Source organism: Bacteroidales bacterium, assembly GCA_021648725.1.
Taxonomy (GTDB): domain Bacteria; phylum Bacteroidota; class Bacteroidia; order Bacteroidales; family JAADGE01; genus JAADGE01.
Genome location: JAKISF010000026.1, coordinates 25,374 through 46,499 on the forward strand (window position 1 = coordinate 25,374; position 21,126 = coordinate 46,499).

A 21,126-nucleotide genomic window follows, 5' to 3' on the forward strand; every position below is an offset into this window, starting at 1 on the left:
TTTAATTTACTTTATTGAAATATTTTCTTTAAATGTTTTGTCTGTTTCAGACATTTTATTGTTCTTTTCTCTGTTAATTTGAATTATATTATTATCAATATTATTTTTGTTCTCTTTTTCCCTTTCAGGAAGTGCATCAAATCTAATTTGTTTACCGTCCCACCATATCGGTTTACCGGAATTATTCAAATCGTTTTCATTAAACATGAAGTTGTCTAACTTTGAATCAAAGTCATAAGAGAGTACTTCTTTCGGATTATTCGGGTTTTCATAAGCTTTTCTGACTGCAACAGCAATCCAAGTAAATTGTATGTTTCCTTTACCTGAGTTATTTTCGGCAACTCCGAAGCCTGATGTTTTTAAGCTTGTAAGATGAATACCTTGTGTTTCTCCTATTGGTGTAACAGTTACAATTACAGGGATTTTATCTGAAATAATATTTTTATATTTTTCATCAAATGTTATTGATGCTTTTCCGTTTAATAACTGCCCGGTACCTCTTAAATATATATCGGCACTTGTTGAAACAGGAACATAAGTAGGTATTCTTTCGTTATTTCCGTTATTTTCAAGCGAAACTATAAGGTTGTTTGTATATGTTTTTCCGCTAATGTATTGAGCAAAACGTTCTCCTTTTGTAATTGTACCGTAAATATTCCCTTTGAACCATGCACCTGCTAAATCTCCATAGCTTCCTACTCCTATTCCTATTTTATTATTCTTTCCGCCACCGCTACCATAGGTTGTTGTACCGTTTGCATAGACACCGTAAGTGGTTAAAGTACTACTTCTATATGCGAGGCTTCCCCAGTAAGAACCAAGTCTTTCAGCACCTAATATCCCACCTGAACGACCGTTATTGTCATCCCAAAAATGACCTGTTACACCAAAAGTCCAAGAATCTCCGTATGAGGTATAGCCTTCAACAGCTTCATTTGTTCCTGTAACAGAGTAATCTGTTCCGTCATTTTGAGCAACGCAACTCCTCCATGCATAAATAGTTGACTGATCGTCTCCGTCAGCAGCATCTTCTTTGTGATAAAAGAAGTTTGCTGTAGGAATTGAATGCCCCAAAACTCCGTAGCTGTTCGCAGCAGTTCCGTCATGATGGTAGCCGATAACACCGTAGCCTGCATCAGAACCGCCGATAACACCGTCACCGTTTCCTGAATAAATAATTGATGACAAATTACTTCCGAGGCCGAGAACTGCATTGCCGTCAGATGTTCTTGCTACTGAATATAGTCCCCAGCATTGATCTGCGGCTGTTACTCCGTCGGTTCCGGCAAGGACTTGTATTCCGTAAACGGTTTCTGCACTGTCAACTTCTGCTCTGATTCCCCAAGAGTATGTACCGACTCCTTTTGTAGATGCATATGTGTCAATACCTTCTGAATCTTGTGTATTTCCGATAGCATAAAATGCACCACCTATTGTGTAGCCCCTGTTTTGAGTACCTTCTTTATATTTTGAATATCCTTTTACGGCGGTTTGATTTCCTGTTTTTGTAACATCTACGATTAGCTGACTGTAAAGACCTGAGTGTGAAGTTGTTGCATTGTCATAGCAATAGTAGTACCCTGCTGTCCAAACATCAGAATAACCGATAATAGCAGCGGTGTTTGCATCTCTTCCTGTTCTTCCGAAAATTGCTGTTCTGTTTTTGTCTTCAACCATACCGTAAACAGCAGTTCCGTCAATTGATAAGTCGCTTAATGCGTTAGTGTAATTTCCGTTATAGCCGAGATATCCGTATGTTTGACTTCCTAAAACATCCGAAAATCCTACAACTGCACTTGTAGGTGATGTTGCAGAAGAGGTAACAAAGTAACCTCCGTATTGGTTTAAACTTCCGTTGTAATAGAATCCGTATGTTTGATTGTCATCATATATTCTTACATTAGAATTGTCTTGCGGACGGATGTAGTTTGTTGCGGTAGGCTTGTACCACCACATTGTTTCGCCGCCGGGAGGGGCATTCGGTAATGCTGTCCATGTTGATGCTGTGTTTTTTTTGTATTCTAAATCTCCGGCTCTTTCTCTGAACCCGTATCCGGTACTTCCGAATATACCGTCAAAATTAATATATTCTCCGGAGGAAATATTGTTCAGGAAATCGACATTTCCGTCATTTCTGAAAACAGCCATATCAATTCCGTCATCTTGTATAACATAAAAGGCAGTTCCTATTAAATTATAAACTAAATTGTAGCCTGTTCCGGCAGTACCTAAATCAATATTTGTATGTTCAGATAATGAACCTCCTAACTTCACGGTATTTGAAGCGTTTTCGGTTAAGCCGTTTTCGAATGTATATGTTCCGTTTGTAAATTTTGTCCAGGACGTTCCGGTATAGTAATAGTAGCCCGGAGTTACATCACTTATTGTTGCAGTATTGTATATCATTAAACCTGTTGCCGGACTTGTTACGGATGTGTTATCACTTGTTCCGGTAAGTGCGACATTCGGTATAAGCAAACCTTTGTTATTAACATCACTCATGTCAAGAATAGAACTGGCATGCGGTAAACTTCCTGAAGTATTAATACTTACTGATTGAGAATCAGCACTTATGTAAAAGAAAATCAAAGTTATTGCCAACAGAGTTTTTGATAAGTTAATGTTACAAGTCATCACCATGAAATAAAATTTAAAAAGCAAATGTAATAAATTTATTTTGATTTTTCAACTTTAATTTTGTACGATTTAATTTTATTGTAATTTGAGATTTTCTGAATATTAATAAAGTATCTTCCTTTACTAATATCATAAAGTAATATGTTTTCCTCATTTTCAATGTTTTCAATGATTTTTTCTTGAATAATTTTTTCGTTAAAAAAAACAGTTATTTTAATTTTAGGAAACTCATATTCGGATTTTGAGACAGTAATTTTGTATGTTTGAGGTTTTGATGTATTTAAATCAAAATATAGCCAATCAAATCTGTCGTAAAATTGTTTTTTTTTGCTCTTTGTGAGAATTTCATGAAATGTATGTGTTTGTATTGTTCTTAAAAAGATTTCGGAAGCAGTATTTTTTGTATTATCAGGTTCAAAATAATCAAAGTTATAATTCTCAAAGTTTTTATTTTCATCAGACCAATATTTTGAGTATTTATTTTTTGAAGCTGTATATAGCATTAGTGCAATTTGTTCCTGAGTAAAGTTATTTCTGCATTCTCTGTTTTTTGTATATGACATTATGTTATCTGTAGCAGGCTTATATTCTTCTCCGTATTTATCTTTTACATTCCGGCCTGTATATTTACAATTATCATCGGTGTAATTTGAAAGATTAGGTTCGGCAGGTGTATCGCATAAACCGTCACCTTTTTTTTCGCACATTAAGGTATTTGTTCCCGGAATTAATCTTGTTCTGCTTACAGGTTCACTTTTTATTTTGCTTTTCCAATGTTTATGCGGATGTTTTAAACCGAGATAATGACCTATTTCATGAGTCAGCGTTGAAGAAGATACACCTTTTGCAATAATAATACCTTTTGAGAATGAATTGTATGTACCCGAAAAGTTTTTTGGAATATTAAAAACTCGATTCATCTTTAACTTTTCAGCAACATATATATTAATGCACGATTTCGATTTTCTTTTTAAAGTTTGAAAGGGAGCTTGGTTTAAATATTTAAGTTTAAACAGCCTGTCTTTATCTATATATTCAATATCCGGACGCAGATAAAATCTTATTCCCGTGTTGTTTGTTGAATGATAGTGATTTAGGTTTCTGAGATGTTCTTTTATTTGTATTTCGGAAAGACCGCCTGTTCCGTCAGATTTTCGATATATCCAAAACTTAACAGGAATTCTGTATTTAATATTTTCGATATACGGATTATAATTGCAATAATCAAGGTGCAATTTTATTTTCTCATAGTTTCTGAAACTTAAATTTTTTGAAAAAGTTTTTCCGATATGTCCGCATATTTCTTCCTGAAAAAATTGTGCATAATTAACAGTTGTAAAAAACAAAAAATAAGATAATATTATTATTCTTTTTAATGACATTAAGATAGGATATAGTTTTAGAACATATTAGGATAATAAACAAATATTAATTTTGATAAAACTAAGATTTTTTGCAACTTTACTGCTTGAAAAATTAAACCATAAAAGTAATAATTATGAAAAAACTAACAATTATATTTTTAATCAGTCTTTCATTCAGTTTTTCATCTTGCGATATTTTGATGCAAATTCTTGAAGATGCAAGCTCACAAACAAGTTTAACAAATTCAGAAGTTGTTAAAGGATTAAAAGAGGCATTAAATGTAGGAACAAATTCTTCTGTTAAGGTTTTAAACGCAAACGACGGATATTTTAAAGATAATGCAGTTAAAATTTTACTTCCTCCCGAAGCAAATGTTATTGTAGAAAACATACAAAAAGTTCCGGGTTTGGGACAAAAAGCAATAGATGATTTAGTTTTAAGAATTAATCGTTCTGCCGAAGATGCTGCTTCAGAAGCAAAACCTATTTTTATTGATGCCGTAAGAACCATGACAATACAAGACGGGATGACAATATTGAAAGGTAACAATACAGCTGCAACAACTTATTTAAAAAATAAGACTTATAATAAATTAGTTTCGGCATTTAAGCCTAAAATAAATACTTCGCTTAATAAAAAGTTAGTGGGAAATATATCTACAAACAAAGCATGGACGGATATAACAACACTATACAATAAGGTTGCCCCTTTTATAGGGAAGCCTAAAGTTAATACCAGTTTGTCTGATTATGTAACAAGGCGTGCATTAGACGGTTTATTTTTTAAAGTAGGCGAGGAGGAGAAAAAAATCAGAGCCAATCCGCTGAATTATGTCAGCGACATAATAAAAAAAGTTTTCGGTTATGCCAAAAACAACAAATAATTCTATTTAACCGGAAACATAAGTTTTCGGTTTTTTTATTTTAAAAAGTAAAGTTATGACTAATACACCTATTGATTCAAAAATAGTTAAAAGGATTTTAGAAGAAATGCACTTTGATAATGTTGCAAATGCTTCAATTCGGGAGATTGTCAGATTAGCAAATAGAATTGAAGAAGAATCCGGAGAGAAGTTTATCAGAATGGAAATGGGAGTTCCCGGTATTGATGTTTCTGAAATAGCATTTAATGCTGAAGTTGAAGCCTTTAAATCCGGAGTTGCTTCAAAATATGCTCCCATAGCCGGAATTGAACCTTTAAAAAAAGAAATTTCTCGCTTTGTTAAAAATTTTCTGGATATTGACATAAGTCCTGAATATTGTTTTACTTCAGTAGGTTCTGCACAAGCCAGTATTGCTTTGTTTATGGTTGCTTGCAGAACAGACAAAACAAGAAGAGGAGTGTTATTTATTGACCCCGGTTTTCCTGTTCAAAAACTTCAAATTCAAGTTTTAGGTTATGAGTATGATACTTTTGATGTTTTTAAGTACAGGGGAGAAAAATTAAGAGCAAAACTTGAAGAATTGATAACTGAGAAAAAAATAAGTTCGATATTATATTCAAACCCGAATAATCCTACCTGGATAAGTTTTACGGATGAAGAGTTACAAATTATAGGCGAACTTGCAACAAAATATAATCTTGTAGTTATAGAAGATTTGGCATATTTCGGAATGGATTTCAGAAAAGATTACTCCGTTCCTGGAGAAGCACCTTTTCAACCTACGATTGCAAAATATACTGATAATTGGACAATGCTTATTTCAAGTTCAAAGGTATTCAGTTATGCCGGACAAAGAGTAGGAATGCTGGTTGTTTCCGAAAAGATTTATAATAACAGGTATCCTGATTTGAAGCGTTTTTATACAAGTGACCAATTCGGACATTCATTAGTTTATAATGCCCTTTATACATTATCGGCGGGTGTTTCTCATACTCCGCAATACGGTTTGGCAGCATTATTAAAAGCAGTTAATGACGGGAAGTATAATTTCAGAGATGATGTTAAAGTTTACGGAGAACGTGCAAAAATTATGAAGAAAATGTTTTTAGATGCAGGTTTTGAATTAGTTTACGATAATGATATGGGAGAACCCTTAGCCGACGGTTTTTATTTTACAATTTCTTATCCGGGAATGCGAGGAAGCCAATTATTAGAAAACTTGCTTTATCACGGTATAAGTGCAATTGCATTGCAAACAACCGGAAGCGAAAGACGAGAAGGCTTAAGAGCTTGTGTTTCGCAAATAGGAGAGGAGCAGATACCTGTTTTAGAAGAGCGATTGAAAAGATTTAAAGAGAATTTCGGACAGTAAGTTTTCCGAGTTTTTAAAACTCGGAAAGTTATTTTGTTTTCTTTACAGAATATCCGAAAGCTCCCATACGTTTACCCAAGATATAATAAAATCCGTGAGAATAAGATAAGAGATTTGCTTTATCTAATCTTAATTTTTGTGTTTTAGGGTCAATAAGTTTTTCATCGACATTAACATTTACGACTTCGGCAATAAACATATCGTGAGATCCGAGCGGAATTATTTGTGTTACCTTACATTCAAGATTTACCGGAGATTCGCCGATTAATACAGTATTAATTTTTCTTGCAGGAACAGGCGTTAAGCGACTTTCTTTAAATTTATCCATGTTTTTTCCGGATTTAACTCCGTTAAAATCCGTAACATAAGATAACTTTTCTGTTGTAAGATTAACGACAAATTCCATGTTCTTTTTCAATATTTTGTATGAATGCCTTTCAGGACGAACAGAAATATAGAGCATCGGCGGGTTTGTGTTTATTGTTCCTGTCCATGAAATTGTAATTATGTTGTATTCTTCGGGATTTGAACCGCAACTTACCATTACTGCCGGAAGCGGGTAGAGGAGATTTCCCGGTTGCCATTCTGTTTTTATTATTTGTTTCATATTTTTATTTTATTGAAATTGCAAATTTAACATATTTTTTACTTCATTGCTGCTTATTCCGGAAGCTATTGACTTTTTTGCATGAAACCATTGACAATAAACACATCCGTTTACGGTTGAAACAATAGTCATTATTTTTTCAAAAAATGCTTTTGATATTTTCTTATTTTTAGAAACTCTTCTTATATTTTTAAAATTTTTAAACAGAAAGCCGAAATCATTAAATAACAATGTTGCAGTAAATATTCTTCTCGTAAATTTTTGTTCGGGCATTTTTGTTTATTTTTTTTGCAATACAAAGGTATAAATATATCTTAGACAAATAATAATTCAGAAAAAATGAAAGACAGAATAACATTACAAAATAAGAAGGCTTTAATAACCGGAGCAACAAAGGGAATAGGAAATGCAATTGCAAAAGAATTTGCAGAACTTGGTGCCGAACTTGCCGTAGTTGCAAGAAGTAAGAATGAATTAAACGCAATGCTTAAGGAGTATTCCGAAAAAGGAATTAAGATTTTCGGAATACAGGCGGATGTTAGTAAACGTAGTGATTATCAAAAAATTACAGATAAAATAAGTGAGAGGTGGGGAAGCCTTGATATTTTTGTGAACAATGTAGGAACAAATATCAGAAAACCGACAACAGATTATAATTATAATGAATATGACCATATAATGCATACAAATCTCAGGTCGGCTTTTGAGTTAAGTCGATTACTGTTTCCTTGTTTAGAGAAGTCAAATCAAGCAAGCGTTGTGTTTGTATCTTCCGTTGCCGGGCAAATTCATTTAAAAACAGGTTCAATTTATGCTATGACAAAAGCAGCTATCAATCAGCTTACAAAAAACCTTGCAGTAGAGTGGGCAAAAGATAATATAAGAGTAAATGCCGTTGCTCCTTGGTATATCAGAACTCCTTTAGCAGAAACTGTGTTAAAAGATATGGCTTATAAACAAGCTGTTTTAAGTCGTACACCCATGAATAAAATAGGAGAACCGGAAGATGTTGCGGCAGCAGTTTCGTTTTTTTGTATGCCTGCCGCAAAATACATTACCGGGCAAATCCTTAGTGTTGACGGCGGGTTTACTGTAAATGGATTTTAACCATTTAAAATCTTTGTTTTGATTGTATTTGATGCTGAGTTTAATCTTTTTTATTAATCATTTCTGCACATCTTTCTCCGTCAACAGCTGATGAAATAATGCCGCCGGCATATCCTGCTCCTTCACCGCAAGGATATAAATTTTTAATTTGCGGATGTTGTAAAGTTTCTTTGTCTCTGGGTATGCGAATCGGAGAAGATGTTCTGGATTCTACCCCGAGAAGAATTGCTTCATTTGTTAAAAAACCTTTCATCCGTTTCCCGAAATTTTTAAAAGCAATTTGTAACCTTTTACTTATATGTTCGGGTAACCAAAAGTGCAAAGGCGAGGAAATAACTCCGGGATGATAAGACGTTTCCGGTAAAAAAGGCGATAATTTACTGTTTACAAAATCATGTAACCTTTGTGCGGGAGCAATAAGTCCGTTTCCTCCGTTCAAGAAAGCTGTTTTTTCTAAATTTTCTTGAAACTTTAATCCTGCAAGCACACCGTATTTCTCTGTTTCGGGAAAATCTTCAACTTTAATTTCAACAACCATTCCCGAGTTAGCAAACTTAGAATTACGTTTTGAAGGCGACATACCGTTTACAACCGTTTCGCCCGGAGCCGTAGATGCAGGAACTATAAATCCGCCCGGACACATACAAAATGAATAAACACCTCTGCCGTTAACTTGCGAAACTAAATTATATGCAGCGGCAGGTAAATAATCACTTCTTATTTTGCAACTGTATTGAATGCTGTCAATCAACCCTTGCGGATGTTCAACTCTTACACCCATTGCAAATGATTTTGCTTCAAGCAGAATATTTTTTTTATGAAGTAATTCAAAAATATCTCTTGCAGAATGTCCTGTTGCTAAAATAACTGCTTTTCCGAGAACTTTATCTCCGGCTTGAGTTACAACACCTTTAATTGTATTGTTTTCTATAATAAAATCGTCAATACGAGTATTAAAACGTACTTCTCCGCCGGCGTTTATAATTGATTCTCTTATTTTTACAATAATTCCCGGTAATTTATTGGTTCCGATATGCGGATGAGCATCCGACAATATATTTTTCCCTGCTCCGTGAAATTTTAATATATCCAGAATGCGTTTAACATCTCCTCTTTTTTTTGAACGAGTGTATAATTTTCCGTCGGAAAAAGTACCTGCACCGCCTTCTCCGAAACAATAATTTGAATCAGGATTTACGCCTTTATTTGTATTTATATCTTGAATGTCGCGCTTTCGTTCACTGACATCTTTTCCTCTTTCAAATATTATAGGTTTTAAACCTTTTTCAATTAATTTTAATGCAGCAAATAAGCCGGCAGGTCCGGCACCTACTATAATAACTTCGGGTTTTTCGGAAACATCATTTAACTTTAAATTGAATTCTTCCGGCTTCACATAAGCTTCGTCCCACCAAACTTCCATTTGTAAATTCACCATAACAAACTTCTTTCTGGCATCAATTGATTTCTTAAGAACTTCGATTCGGGTAATGTCATTTTCATCAATTTCAAGATGTTTTGCTGCATCTTTTTTATAATGTTTAATATTTGATGCGTTTTTAGGAGGCAAACGCAATGCAATTATCTTTTTCATCTTCAATTTTTTAAATAAAAAACCTTCAAAGTTAATAACAATGAAGGTTTTATTTGTAATATTTTATAAAATTATTCAAAATGGAATGATAGCATAAAAACTTTTGATTTTAAATACTTCATTGCTCCCGTATATTCTGTGTTATCATCAACTGCCATATTATTAATCCCGACACCCATTTTTAATTCGGGCGAGAACTTAAAATACGGTAAATAAAAATCAAGCCCTAAGCCGAACTCTCCGTATATGTCAGGTTGGGATAATCGAATCATGGGCATCAGTTCGTCAGGTATTTTTTTCTTTGCGGCTAAGTCTAAAGATGGTTTTACACCGCCTATTAAATAAAATCTGTAATTATTTATTCTGTGAGATTTATATTTTATTAAAAAAGGGAACTCTAAAAATGTAGAAGATAATTTCATTGTATGTGTATCAAAATATGATTCTCCTGCTGAGTTTTCTTTCAAAATTCTGTATTGTAAGTCTCTTTGTGTAAAATTTAAATTAATTAAAAATCTTAAATCAAAATATTTTCCGATTCTTAAATTAGAAATAGGTCCGAGGTGAAAACCGGGTTGTTGTTTGTTTTCAATGCTGTAAACTTCATTTATAACAGCGGTATCAAAAAAAGTGTCGGAATTACGAATATAAAAATCAGACGTATTCAAACCTACCGTGAAACCGAAGTGTAATCTTTTTTGATCATACAATCTTAAATTCTGAACTTTCTCAACTTGTGAAAATGCAGAAAAAGAAACTAAAAACAAAAGTATTATTATAAATTGTTTCTTCATTTATGGCTTTTTTCAACTTTATAAACAACAAATATCTTAAAAAATTGTAAACAAATGTGAAAACTGTCTTTTTTGTTTTAAATTATTTTGAATAAAGAGAAACGAAAACCCCGAAAGATTTATAAGTTTTTAAAAGTTTGAATTCATTTTTAAGTTTATCAATTTCTGTATCTTTTAGGTCATTATAAATATTGGAATAGAAAAAATATTTATTTTTATCTAAATCAATTTCAGAAAATGAAGTTGTATCATTGCTTAAATCTAAATATTTAAATTCGGCTGTGTTAGGAAATGATGATGCTGTTTCGTTAACAGAAATTTTGTTTTTTCTCATGTATTCTAACATTTCACTTCTTAATTTATAATACGGAAGGTGTGTAAGCGAAGAATCCCAGCCTTGTGCAACTTTTTCGGGATAAATCCAAAAGTTACCGCTTAACATTCCGGTAAGCACAATTGAAAAAATAATATATTTCAACTTTTTGGGTTTTATTTTCTCAAAAATAAGATAAGAAGCGAACAAAGCAAAAATAAGATATACAGGTAAAATATAACGATGTGCGGCTAAACTTTTATAAAGTAAGAAACTTACGGCTAAACTTAATAATGTAAAAATAAAGATAATCCCGATTTGTTTAATGTTTTTATCTTTAAAAATCGACTTATTGAATTTCAATAAAATTGCAGATGCGGCAAGCCAAATAAAAATTTTTCCGAAATCTAAAAGTCGCCAAATTAGAATTCCTATATTTTTAATAAAACCTGATAAGTTTGTTATTTCAAAATTAGATTGCCAAGGAGAATCTTCGTGATAAGCTACCCAACCTTTAACTTTGTAATGATAAATATTGTAAATTATAAAGATAAATAAGGCAGGAATATAAAATAATGATTTTTTAAGAAGTTGAAGAATCGTATTTTTTAAATTTTCAAACTTTATATTAAAAATAATATCCAAAACTAAAATTGAACTTGCTGCCATCATTCCTCTCATGCTTATAAGAAATAATCCTGCAACAGATATTGATAACAAAAAATTATTTTTTTTTAAAACAGAATTAAGTGCCGTTAAAAATAAAAATACCAATACAACATCCGGACTTATAAGTGTTGTTTGAGCCAATAAAGTTGCATCAGCTAAAAACATGATTAAAGCTAAGAATACGTATTTTTCAGATATAAATTTTTTAATAAGTAAATATGCTTGTCTTATAATCCCGATAATAAACGGAAGCATTGCAAAATGGCTTATAAATAGTGTTTTGCCGAAAAATTTCCAAATAAATGCCAAATATACACCGAATGCAGGAATATGTCCGCTGTCAATATTATCCGGTAAAAGCAGGTTTTGAAAATTGGTATCAAAAAAGTAATGTGCGTGGGCTGATGCTAATTGTACGGTGTCCCAAAAAAAAATATTATTTGAAACAAACCAAGTTAGGATTGTAAAAAATAAATAAAAAGGTAATAATTTAACTGTTTCCGTGTAAATGTTTTTTTTCATTAATACACTGTTTAATTATCAAATTTTTGAATTGCAGATTTTATATTTTCCATTAACCAATCAGGTGTTGATGTTGCACCGCAAATTCCTACGGAATCAGTTTTATTAAACCATATTTGTTTTAATTCTTTAATGTTTGAAACAAAGTAACTTTTTTCATTTTGTTTTCTGCAAACGTTGTATAATAGTCTCCCGTTTGAGCTTTTTTTACCGCTCACGAATATTATTACATCATGTTTTTTTGCAAATTCTTTTAAAATAACATCTCTTGTAGAAACTTGACCGCATGTTGATGCATTTGAAATAAAATTAATTTCTGCATTTTTTTTTTCTTTATCTAATCTAATTCTGATTTCCTCGATAATTTTATTATAACCTGTTCTGCTCTTTGTTGTTTGCGAAAAAATGTTTATCGGTTTTGTGAAATCTATTTTATCTAAATCGTTTATTTCCGACACAACAATGCCTTTATTATCGGTATGTCCGAGTAATCCGATAACTTCTGCATGCCCTTCTTTTCCGAAAATTACAATTTGCCCTTCAATTTTATCAAATTCGGTATAAGCTTTGTGTATTTTTTGTTGAAGATTAAGAACAATAGGGCATGAAGCATCAATTAATTCAATATTATTTTTTTTTGCAATTTCGTATGTTTCCGGTGGTTCTCCGTGTGCTCTTAAAAGAACTTTTGCATTTTTTAATTTCTTAAATTCTTCTTTATTTATTGTTACTAGGCCTTTGTTTTCCAGTCTTCTAACCTCAGCTCCGTTATGAACAATGTCGCCTAAACAATAAAGTATTTCATCTTTTTTTAATTCTGATTCTGCTGTTTCAATAGCTTTAACAACTCCGAAGCAAAATCCTGAATTTGAATCTATTTCTATTTGCATTTTTATTAGTTAAAAGTACAAAGTTAAAGGTTTTAAATTAAGTTTTTAACTAACTTTATTGCATTTTGCAATTGCTCCTCAATTGATATATGTGAATTGTCAAGTAAAACGGCATCTTTTGCTTGTCGTAACGGATTTGTAGCTCTTGTAGAATCTATATTGTCTCTTTCCTGCACATTTTTAAGAATTTCTTCATAAGAAACGTTTTGCCCTTTTCCCCTTAATTCTTTATATCTTCTTTTAGCTCTTATTTCAGCATCTGCTGTTAAAAATATTTTTAAATCGGCATTCGGAAATACATTTGTTCCTATATCTCTTCCGTCCATTACAATTTCTCCTTCTTTTCCCATTTCTCTTTGAAGTTCAACAAGTTCATGCCTTACAAAAGGGATAACTGCAACAGGGCTTACAAGGTTTGAAACTTCAATACCTCTAATTTTATTTTCAACGTTTTGCCCGTTAAGCAAAGTCTCGGATTTCTTTGTTTCAGAATTATATTGAAATCCTATTCTTATTTTTCCGTTTTCAAAGTCTTTTTGAAGTTGTTCCTCATTAATTGACTTGCCCTTAAAGAGTTTATTTCTTATAACATAAAGTGTTACAGCCCGGTACATTGCTCCCGTATCAATGTATTTATATGAAAAATGTTTTGCCAAATCTTTTGCAAGTGTGCTTTTTCCGCAAGAAGAATGACCGTCTATTGCTATAATTAATTTTTTATTGTTCATTGTTTTGTTTTATAAAACGGTAATTGGGTGATAGTTAGTGTCTTATTGTTCACTTGTTTGTATTTTGATATTTTTCTTTTTTCCCATTTTTGACATATCAAAATAAAACGAGAAATGATTTGATGCACCGGCAAGGTGGTAAGTTGCTCTTGCGAAACTTATCCCCATTTTCTTTAATTTAAGACCGAAGCCCCAGGAAAATCCTGCTGTACCGCCTTTTTCGTAAATTTTCATTTCTTGTCTTCTTTGATGATTATAACCCAATGAAACATAAAAACTTTTTAGCGGAATTAATTCAACTCCGAGAATCAAATGTCTTAAAGAATTATCTAAAATATTTGTAAGAACTTCGCCTTTATTTGTATCTGATTCATCGGCAAAAGAAATTTGTGTAACTTTTTCCGGAATTTCATATCGTAAATTCCATTTATTTAAGCTGTGTGCAGTAAGATTAACTCTGAAAGGTGCATGTGCTAATTTTTTTGAAACTCCCATTTGAATATCAAAAGGAACTTTTTCAAAATGCCCTTTATAATAAGGTTTAATTTGTGTTCCTATGTTTTTTAAAACCAAAGATGCAGCAAATTCTTCTTCGGTTTTATAATAGGTAATTCCTGCATCGACAACAATTCCGAATGAATTATAGACTTCGGCATGAGAATAAACAGGTTTAATATTTACTCCTCCTTTAATATTTTTAAATAAATCTTTTGACCAAATTAAATTCAGGGCATAATCCGAAGCATTAAATTCTCCCGAAATAATACCTGTTTCATCGGCAGCCGTAAAAGTTCCATAATTCAAATATTGTAAACCGACAGAAATTGTTCCGAATTTTTTGTGCTTGTAAGCATATCCGACCGAACCAATATTTATTCCTGCAAAATAGTTCAAATAATTAATGTAAATTTTATTGTTCATCTCAGAATTCAATAAAGCAGGATTTTGGAATGCTAAATTCAAATCTTCATCATATATGGAAATATTTGTTCCGCCTAAAGAAGCAACTCGGGCAGAGCTGTTAATATTTAAAAAATCAAAAACACCTTTTCCGCCTGTTTGTGCATTTATAAAAAACGGTAAAACAATTAAAATAATAATTATATTAATTCTTTTCATATTGAAAATGTTTTTAATAATTTTTAATTTCCAATCTCAAATATACAAAGATAAACTTTTTTATATTGAACGGTATATTTAATTTTGAGCAATAATTCAATTAAATTTTAACGATGAAATCTAAAAGAAATTTTATAAAAGAGAACTTAATTATTAAATCAAAAGAAGACATTATTCCTTATTTGGAAAATTTAAAAGAAAGAAAGATCAAATCTGTTGAAGATTTAAAAAGGTGGTGGGCAGACAGAAGCGAAACAAATGCTTTTTTGGAAGAAGATGCAGCATGGAGATATATTAAAATGAGCTGCAATACTGCCGATAAAGAACTTGCCGAAAGCTTTAACTTTTTCGTAAAAGAGATTGAGCCTGTTGTTTCGGAATATTCTGATGTGTTAGATAAGAAGCTGATTAACAGTGAGTTTTTTAGCGAGCTTGATAAGAATAAATACGAAGTTGCCAAAAAGAAGATAAAACGTTCAATTGAACTTTTCAGAAAAGAAAACATTGATTTATTTTCTGAGCTTCAACAAAAAGAACGTGAATTCGGAACAATTTCGGGTGCAATGACGGTAAATTATAAAGATGAAGAAATGACATTGCAAAAAGCCGGTAATTTTCTGAAAGATACTGACAGAGAAGTGAGAAAAGAGATTTTTGAAATGATTCACGAAAGACGATTTAAAGACAACGAAAAATTAGATACTTTGCTTTCTGAACTTATTCAATTAAGACACAAAGTTGCCGAAAATGCCGGTTTTGATAATTACAGAGATTATATGCACTCGGCATTAAAAAGATTTGATTATACGATTGATGATTGCATTTCATTTCACAACTCAATAAAATCAAAAGTTTTACCAATTATTAATAAAATTAACGGAGAAAGAAAATCAAAACTCGGTTATGATATATTAAAACCTTATGATACTTCCGTAGATATTGATTTAAAACCCGCACTTAAGCCTTTTGAAGACGGTAATGAGCTGATTGACAAAGCAATATATGTTTTTGCAAAAGTTCGTCCTAAATATGGCGAGTATCTAAAAATTATGAAGGAAAATTCTTATCTTGATTTGAATTCTCGCAAAGGAAAATCTCCGGGAGGTTATAACTATCCTCTTTACGAAAGCAATATTCCCTTTATTTTTATGAATGCAACCGGCAACCAAAGAGATTTAGAAACAATGATGCACGAAGGCGGTCATGCAATTCACTCTTTTCTTAGCAGTGATTTGGAACTTGTAGATTTTAAAGAGCTTCCGAGCGAAGTTGCAGAACTCGCATCAATGTCTATGGAACTTATTTCTTCTGAATATTGGGATGTGTTTTATTCTGAGAATGAAGACCTTAAACGAGCTAAAAGAAACCATTTGGAAGGTGTGCTTTCTGTATTACCGTGGATAGCAACGGTTGACAAGTTTCAACATCAACTATATTTAAATCCTGACCACAATGCCGAAGACCGCAAAGAAATTTGGAATTCAATTGCTAAGGAATTCGGCAGTTCAGTTGTAGATTGGTCGGGTTATGAAAAATATTATTCAACACTTTGGCAAAGACAAATGCACATTTTTGAAGTTCCGTTTTACTATATTGAGTACGGAATTGCACAACTCGGAGCAATTGCCGTTTGGCGAAATTTTAAGAATAATCCTCAAAAAGCATTAAATGATTATGAAAATGCTCTGAAATTAGGTTATTCAGTTCCAATTCCCGAAATATACAAAACAGCAGGAATTGAATTTAATTTCAGCAAGGAATATATTTCTGAATTGATGGATTTTGTAAAAACTGAATTAAATAAACTTAAATAATCAATTTGTTTTAAACAAGTTTATATAAACACATCTATTCAATCATTTTTTTTATATTTGTAAAGAATTAATTAATAAGTTTAACATATGAAACGAATAATTTTAATATTGACCTCTGTTCTTTTTCTTTTTACTGTAGGTTGCAATATTACACAAGAATACACTTTTAATAAAGATATGTCAGGAACATCAAATATGGAGATTGATATTTCTGCATTAATAAGTTTTATGGGCAATATGGATTCTCTTGAAAATAAAAACTCTTTAGACAGTTTAGACGAATCTTTTGCAACTGTTGCCGAAGAATACAAAAAAATGGGAGCAACAAATGTAGAATACGGTTGGAAAAATAATAAAACAGTATTATTTATATCTTATGATTATAAAGATATTGAGATGTTAAACAAACTGTTATCAGCAGAAACAGGTGATTTGTTAGGTTCAAAAATATTAGGCGATTCCACCGAAAAGCCTAAATTTATCTTAAAAGGAAAATATAAACTGATATATGATGCACCGGAAGTTTCAAATGATACTTTATTTAATAATAAAGATATGGAATCAATGAAAGATTATTATAATTATAAGCTTAAGTTTAATTTTGCAACAGAAGTTAAGAAGTTGAAAAGCGAAAAAGCAGAGCTCAGTTCCGATAAAAAAAGCATTGAATTTTCAGGAAGTTTATTTGATATATTTTCAAAAGATTATACCACTGACTTTAAAGTAAAACTCAAATCAAAATGATGAAAAAAAATAGAATTTTATTTTTCAGTATAATATTATTGTTTGCAGCATGTGACCCTTTTAATAATATTATTGAAAACGATGCACCGGAAGATGCAGTTATTGAATACACGGCAGAAAATATAAAAACTCCGAATTCTGTTGATACATTGAAGATTGTAACTTGGAATATAAAGTTCGGAGGAGGCAGAATTGATTTCTTTTTCGATTGCTACGGCGACAGGGTTTTAATGACAGAAGACGAAGTTGTTGCAAATATGCAGTCTCTTGTTGAAGGAATAAAACAATTAAATCCCGATGTCATTTTTCTTCAAGAAGCAGATGTTGATTCAAAACGTTCAGCTTATGTAGATCAAATTCAATATATTTTAGATAATACTGATTTGAATTACGGAATATACGGTTCTCAATGGAAGTCAGATTTTGTTCCGAGTGACGGAATAGGACGTATGAATTCAGGGAACGCCATATTATCAAAATATGAATTAACCGAAAGCGAAAGAATACCGTTATCATTAATAGAGTCTGACCCTGCAATTGTTCAATATTTTTATTTAAGGCGTAATCTTTTAAAATCAAAAATAACCGTAAGCGGAAAAGAAATTGTTCTTTTCGGAACACACACTTCTGCTTATTCAACTGACGGAACAAAAGAGAAACAATTAAAAGAAATTAAAGCAGAAATTGAAAAAACAAATACAGAGGGTAAAAGTTTTATTCTCGGCGGTGATTTTAACAGTATTCCTCCTAATTCCGTTGTTTTTGAAAATTTTGATGATGATAAATGCGGTGAAGGTTCACAATTTGAAAGTCAAAGTTTTAAAGATGAGTTAGGTATTATGAATATCTTTTACGACGATTATAATCCTGCAATTAAAATGTCAAGATACGAAGCAAACAATTCACATTTCTTTACTTTTACATCAGATAAAGACGGTTTTTGGAACAGAAAACTTGATTATATATTCACAAATAAATACTTTTTAAGCAATACCGGAATAGTATATATGGATATAAACAGAGGCGGAATAAATACAATGCCTTTATCTGACCATGCTCCTGTTTCTGTTAAATACATTATTAATCAATAAGTTAAGAAATATGAAATTTAAAATAATTATAATTCTCAGTTTGCTTTCTTTTCAGGTGATTAATGCCCAGTCATTAAAATGGTCTGATAATACAACTAATATACTTGAACAAGGGCGAAAGGAAATGGGCCTTTTTTCTCCTTTTAAAATGGGTTTGAAAAATAATACAGAATTATCTGTTCAGCCTTTACTGTTTTTTGTAATACCGAATGCAGCAATAAAAAAACAGTGGAAAAACGGAGGAGTAAGCGTTGCAAGTGTTCATAAACTGACTTACCCTTCAATTTTGTATAATTTACTTTCAAGAGAAGGAACGGGAGGCGTTTTACCCAACACAAGCATAGTTCCTCCTATTTTTAAATTTAACAACAGTTTGCTTGTCAGTAAAATATTTAAAGAACAAACAATAACTTTAAAAGTAGGTTTTGACTTTGCACTTGCAATCGGAGATTCAGATTTTCCTGATATTGAATATCATATTGTTTACCCCAGAGTGTACTCTTTAAATAATATGTTCACGCCGCATGTCGGAATTAATTTTACAGGTATATTTTATAATAATTTTAAATACGATTACAATTTAAACAGTTTTATATTTATAAATAATAATCCGGGGTTAGTATTAGAACATAACCTTAAAATTTCTTGGTTAAAATCTGACAGATTTGCCGTTAAAGCAGGTGTAATTTATACTCACGGGAATTACCCTTTCGGGAAAGGTTCCGGAATATTCCCTGTTTTTGATATTTTGATAGGATTCAACAAAAAGTAATTTCTTAATCTAATAAAAACATAAAAAAATGAAAAAATTTAGTGTAATTATTTTAGCGGTATTATTCATGTTTATATTATCATGTAATAATGATGAAAAAGCTGCGGAAGAAGCTGCAGAAAACTTGATTGAAGGTTTAACGGAATATGCCACAAATTCAGACATTGATATTGACATCAATGAGGACGGTGATAACGGAGAAATTACAATAAGCGGTGAAGACGGCACAGAAGTTACTATTAAAAATGAAGGAAATGAAATTCCTGAAGATTTTCCGAAAGATGTATTTCTTGTAAAAGGTGAAATTGAATCAGCAGGAAGCATCAGCTCCGGAGAAGGAAATATTATTACTGTCGTAATTAATCCTGAAGCAGATTTTAAAGATGTTGTTTCTGAAATTACAAAAGAAATGAAAGCAAACGGCTGGACAAGTGCCATGAATATGAATATGGGAGGTGAAGCTCTGCAGATGTATTCGAAAGACGATAACAGTGCAACAGTTACAATAAATAAAAATGGAGAAAAAGTTGAAGTTTCCTATTTGGTTACAGTAGCTAAAAAATAATTTTATTATTTACATTTTAAATTTAGCCGGTTTTTCCGGCTTTTTTTATACTTTTGAAAAAAATATGTTCACAAAAAGTAAATGACATGATTAAACATATTGTATTCATAAAATTAAAGGGGGTTTCTGACGATGAAAAAAATGACGGATTAAATAAACTTAAAACAGCATTAGATAATCTGCCGTCACAAATTTCTGAAATAAAAAAATTTGAAACAGGAATAAATATTTCTGACGCTTCAACTGCTTCAGATTTTGTACTTATAGGAGAATTTGAATCAAAAGAAACACTGGAAGCTTATAAATCTCATCCCGAACATCAAAAAGTTCTTGAATTAATCAGCAGTTTAAAAGGCAGAACAGCTGTTGTTGATTTTGAGTTTTAATTAAAAGCTAGTTTTAGAATAAGCAAGTTTCATATTTTCTGTTTTATAAATTTGCAGTTTTGACCTCCAAAAACAAATCTCAATTTCTAACTTTAAATAGTTGCGTTATATCATTTTTTTGTACTTAGTATCTTGTAGAAATACCACATTGCAAGAATTAATAAAACAGCACCTGCTGTAAACTCTAAATATATCCCCCACTTATAACCTTTTATCAGCACTGCGAAACCGGGGTCGTCCGGACTATAGTACACAGTAACTTTTTTGCCCTTTGGATAACGTTTGACTGTTGCATCCGGGTTTTGATAAGAAAAGGATACCTTGTTTGAAATATAGCTTTTTCCGTTAACCGTGTATTCATAATAAATCCTTTCCAAATATTCTGCGACTTTTGCGGTTCTGACTAAATCCGAAGAAATAATTATGCCTTTTGTCGACGGCCAATTAACACTTTGCTTTCCAAAGGTTATTTGATTAAATCCTACGAATAGCAAGACCGCTCCCAATGTAAGTAAAAATATAGGGAATGCAATACGGGAAAGTCTGTATTTCAGATTATAACGAGAGAGCAAAAACTTCGGATTGCAGAAGATTTCAGCAACAGCCTTTATGTTTTTATTTTGAATAAGTGTTTCAACCCTATTCATGATTTCTTTCCCGTAATATTCGGCAACTTCGGAACGGATTGAACTAAGAAAAGAATCAATTTTATGCTTATTATTTAAGTCTAATTTTCCTAAATCTTGTATAATTCTGTTGTTGCTGTTTTTTATTCTGTTATTATTTGAGAATTTTCCCATAATACTATTTTACATTCATAATTTTTATACTTCTGCCTACTCATTAATATAACTTTTATTCAAATAATTTTCTGTGAATAATAAAAAAATGCTTTTGTATTTATAGCAAATAAAATCTAATTATATTATTTGATATAGAAATGCTTTTATGTCGAACTCAGGTATTATTTTGAACAAAAAAAACAGATTCTTGATATTCTGAAACCTGTTTTCTTTATTTATAAATTTGTTAGTTAGGGCTTGCTGAAAAGCTCAGATGTGCGTCTATTTTGGATTTTGTGAGAAGTAGATGTATATAAATACTTCAAATTGAATAAATTACAAAAAAGATGTGCAACTGAGCAGCAAAAATTT

The 21,126-nt window shown here is 31.5% G+C and carries 20 protein-coding genes; 9 read left to right on the forward strand and 11 right to left on the reverse strand.

Going from position 1 to position 21,126, the window contains the following annotated elements:
• Positions 1-6: 6 nt before the first annotated feature.
• Positions 7-2,640 (reverse strand): hypothetical protein, encoded by a 2,634-nt coding sequence (locus tag L3J35_10085; GenBank protein ID MCF6366536.1) that lies wholly within the window; start codon positions 2,638-2,640, stop codon positions 7-9.
• 32 nt (positions 2,641-2,672) lie between these two features.
• Positions 2,673-4,019, reverse strand: coding sequence for a hypothetical protein (locus L3J35_10090; protein MCF6366537.1), 1,347 nt, complete (start codon positions 4,017-4,019; stop codon positions 2,673-2,675).
• A gap of 116 nt (positions 4,020-4,135) precedes the next feature.
• Here L3J35_10090 and L3J35_10095 point away from each other — a divergent pair, with 116 nt between their 5' ends.
• Both L3J35_10095 and L3J35_10100 read left to right on the forward strand, forming a co-directional pair.
• Entirely contained in the window at positions 4,136-4,885 is a 750-nt protein-coding gene (locus tag L3J35_10095) for a DUF4197 domain-containing protein (protein MCF6366538.1), read from the forward strand.
• Positions 4,886-4,940: 55 nt separating this feature from the next.
• Positions 4,941-6,257, forward strand: coding sequence for a pyridoxal phosphate-dependent aminotransferase (locus tag L3J35_10100; protein MCF6366539.1), 1,317 nt, complete (start codon positions 4,941-4,943; stop codon positions 6,255-6,257).
• Between the two features lie 28 nt (positions 6,258-6,285).
• Here the strand turns inward: L3J35_10100 and L3J35_10105 are convergent, their stop codons facing one another.
• Both L3J35_10105 and L3J35_10110 read right to left on the reverse strand, forming a co-directional pair.
• Positions 6,286-6,852 (reverse strand): flavin reductase family protein, encoded by a 567-nt coding sequence (locus tag L3J35_10105; GenBank protein MCF6366540.1) that lies wholly within the window; start codon positions 6,850-6,852, stop codon positions 6,286-6,288.
• Positions 6,853-6,873: 21 nt separating this feature from the next.
• Positions 6,874-7,137, reverse strand: coding sequence for a carboxymuconolactone decarboxylase family protein (locus L3J35_10110; GenBank protein MCF6366541.1), 264 nt, complete (start codon positions 7,135-7,137; stop codon positions 6,874-6,876).
• 66 nt (positions 7,138-7,203) lie between these two features.
• Between L3J35_10110 and L3J35_10115 the strand changes: the two genes are divergently transcribed.
• Positions 7,204-7,971 carry an SDR family oxidoreductase gene (locus L3J35_10115; protein MCF6366542.1) on the forward strand — a complete coding sequence of 256 codons (768 nt, stop codon included), beginning with the start codon at positions 7,204-7,206 and terminating at the stop codon, positions 7,969-7,971.
• A 40-nt stretch (positions 7,972-8,011) separates the two neighbouring features.
• Here the strand turns inward: L3J35_10115 and L3J35_10120 are convergent, their stop codons facing one another.
• The 6 genes from L3J35_10120 to porQ form a co-directional block, all read right to left on the reverse strand.
• Positions 8,012-9,565, reverse strand: coding sequence for an FAD-binding protein (locus L3J35_10120; GenBank protein MCF6366543.1), 1,554 nt, complete (start codon positions 9,563-9,565; stop codon positions 8,012-8,014).
• Between the two features lie 71 nt (positions 9,566-9,636).
• Positions 9,637-10,359, reverse strand: a complete 723-nt coding sequence (locus L3J35_10125; protein ID MCF6366544.1) for a PorT family protein — start codon at positions 10,357-10,359, stop codon at positions 9,637-9,639.
• A gap of 82 nt (positions 10,360-10,441) precedes the next feature.
• Complete coding sequence (locus tag L3J35_10130) at positions 10,442-11,863, reverse strand: hypothetical protein (protein ID MCF6366545.1); 1,422 nt, start codon at positions 11,861-11,863, stop codon at positions 10,442-10,444.
• Positions 11,864-11,874: 11 nt separating this feature from the next.
• The gene (locus L3J35_10135; protein MCF6366546.1) at positions 11,875-12,753 is read right to left on the reverse strand and encodes a 4-hydroxy-3-methylbut-2-enyl diphosphate reductase; all 879 of its coding nucleotides are present in this window, start codon (positions 12,751-12,753) and stop codon (positions 11,875-11,877) included.
• Positions 12,754-12,785: 32 nt separating this feature from the next.
• On the reverse strand, positions 12,786-13,481 hold the full coding sequence (cmk, locus tag L3J35_10140; GenBank protein ID MCF6366547.1) for a (d)CMP kinase: 696 nt from the start codon (positions 13,479-13,481) through the stop codon (positions 12,786-12,788).
• A 42-nt stretch (positions 13,482-13,523) separates the two neighbouring features.
• Complete coding sequence (porQ, locus tag L3J35_10145; GenBank protein MCF6366548.1) at positions 13,524-14,600, reverse strand: type IX secretion system protein PorQ; 1,077 nt, start codon at positions 14,598-14,600, stop codon at positions 13,524-13,526.
• 113 nt (positions 14,601-14,713) lie between these two features.
• On the opposite strand from porQ, the gene L3J35_10150 reads away from it, so the two are divergent.
• The 6 genes from L3J35_10150 to L3J35_10175 all read left to right on the forward strand — a co-directional run bounded on the left by L3J35_10150 (position 14,714) and on the right by L3J35_10175 (position 19,972).
• Positions 14,714-16,414, forward strand: coding sequence for a M3 family oligoendopeptidase (locus L3J35_10150; GenBank protein ID MCF6366549.1), 1,701 nt, complete (start codon positions 14,714-14,716; stop codon positions 16,412-16,414).
• An 87-nt stretch (positions 16,415-16,501) separates the two neighbouring features.
• A complete protein-coding gene (locus tag L3J35_10155) occupies positions 16,502-17,158 on the forward strand; it encodes a hypothetical protein (protein MCF6366550.1) in 657 nt (218 codons plus the stop codon).
• Complete coding sequence (locus tag L3J35_10160; protein ID MCF6366551.1) at positions 17,155-18,249, forward strand: endonuclease/exonuclease/phosphatase family protein; 1,095 nt, start codon at positions 17,155-17,157, stop codon at positions 18,247-18,249. Before L3J35_10155 ends, L3J35_10160 begins: the two co-directional genes overlap by 4 nt.
• A 10-nt stretch (positions 18,250-18,259) precedes the next feature.
• Entirely contained in the window at positions 18,260-19,021 is a 762-nt protein-coding gene (locus L3J35_10165; protein MCF6366552.1) for a hypothetical protein, read from the forward strand.
• Between the two features lie 28 nt (positions 19,022-19,049).
• Positions 19,050-19,586 carry a hypothetical protein gene (locus tag L3J35_10170; GenBank protein ID MCF6366553.1) on the forward strand — a complete coding sequence of 179 codons (537 nt, stop codon included), beginning with the start codon at positions 19,050-19,052 and terminating at the stop codon, positions 19,584-19,586.
• Positions 19,587-19,672: 86 nt separating this feature from the next.
• A complete protein-coding gene (locus L3J35_10175) occupies positions 19,673-19,972 on the forward strand; it encodes a Dabb family protein (GenBank protein ID MCF6366554.1) in 300 nt (99 codons plus the stop codon).
• Between the two features lie 110 nt (positions 19,973-20,082).
• On the opposite strand, the gene L3J35_10180 is transcribed toward L3J35_10175, so the two are convergent.
• A complete protein-coding gene (locus tag L3J35_10180; GenBank protein ID MCF6366555.1) occupies positions 20,083-20,772 on the reverse strand; it encodes a DUF3592 domain-containing protein in 690 nt (229 codons plus the stop codon).
• Positions 20,773-21,126: the final 354 nt, after the last annotated feature.